The sequence below is a fragment of the Streptomyces cahuitamycinicus genome, from assembly GCF_002891435.1.
GTDB lineage: Bacteria > Actinomycetota > Actinomycetes > Streptomycetales > Streptomycetaceae > Streptomyces > Streptomyces cahuitamycinicus.
In genome coordinates, this window is sequence record NZ_POUC01000827.1 from 1 (window position 1) to 1,329 (window position 1,329).

Annotated in this window: 1 protein-coding gene and 1 pseudogene; both read left to right on the top strand. The window is 74.5% G+C overall.

Translation table 11 applies throughout. From position 1 onward, the window contains the following. A pseudogene (locus C1J00_RS43215) lies at positions 1-546 on the top strand (DEAD/DEAH box helicase); the annotation flags it as partial. Between the two features lie 57 nt (positions 547-603). Then, on the top strand, positions 604-1,329 hold a 726-nt coding region (locus C1J00_RS43220; RefSeq protein ID WP_102914215.1), incomplete at its 3' end, for a DNA-formamidopyrimidine glycosylase family protein.

A 1,329-nucleotide genomic window follows, 5' to 3' on the forward strand; every position in this document is an offset into this window, starting at 1 on the left:
GACCTGGACGCCTCCTACGACGCCCCTCGTCCGTCGCCGGGCGAGTGGGTCTCGCCCCGCGACTACGCCCCGCAGGCCGCACCGCCCTGGCTCAACGGCGGGCGTGCAGCCCACGACCAGGGGTTCGCGGGCCGGCGTACCCGCCCTGACGGCGCCACCGGGGCCGTCGTCCTCGCCGCCGCCGACCCGGCGAACGCGTACGGCGCCGCCCTTGCCTGGCCCGAGCCCCCGACCGGCGCCGGGCACAAGCCGGGCCGCAAAGCGGGCTCCCTGGTGGTGCTCGTCGACGGTGAACTGACGCTCTACATGGAGCGCGGCGGCAAGACGTTGCTGGCCTGGGCCACCGACCCGGACGGCGCCCCCACCGACGACCTCCGCCTGCGCAGCGCCGCGGAGGCCCTCGCCACGGCAGCCCGCGCGGGTTCGCTCGGCACGGTCACGGTGGAGCGCGTCAACGGCGCCCAGGCCCTGACGTCCCCCATCGGCACCCTCCTGGAAGGAGCGGGCTTCATCGCGACACCCCGAGGACTCCGTCTGCGCGCCTGACGCCCGCACCCACAGCCGGTCCGGCCGGGTACGCGGCCGTCGTGCCACCCTTGACCCATGCCCGAAGGTGACACGGTCTGGCAGGCCGCGAGGCGGTTGCACGACGCCCTCGCGGGCAGGGTGCTGACCCGCAGCGATCTCCGGGTCCCGCGCTTCGCCACGGCCGACCTCACGGGCCGCGCGGTCCTGGACGCCACCGCGCGCGGCAAGCACCTCCTCACCCGCATCGAGGGCGGCCTGACCCTCCACTCCCACCTGCGGATGGACGGTTCCTGGAAGGTGTACCGGAACGGCCAGCGCTGGAGCGGAGGTCCCGGACACCAGATCCGCGCGATCCTCGGCACCACCGACCGCACGGCCGTCGGCTACCGCCTCCCCGTCCTGGAACTGCTGCGCACCACCGACGAGCACCGCGCGGTCGGCCATCTCGGCCCCGACCTCCTGGGCCCGGACTGGGACCCCGACCGAGCCCTCGCCAACGTCCTCCAGGACCCCGCCCGAGAGCTCGGCGAGGCGCTGCTCGACCAGCGCAACCTCGCCGGCATCGGCAATGTCTACAAGAGCGAGCTGTGCTTCCTGCTCGGCGTCACGCCCTGGCTCCCGGCCGGCGACCTTCCCCCCGACCGCGCCACTAAGCTGCCCGCGCTCGCCAAGAAGCTGCTCGAGGCCAACCGCGACCGCCCGATCCGCAGCACGACGGGCCGCCGCGGCCAGGACCTCTTCGTCTACGGCCGCGCACCCCGCCCCTGTCTGCGCTGCAGCACCTGTCCCTTATACACATCT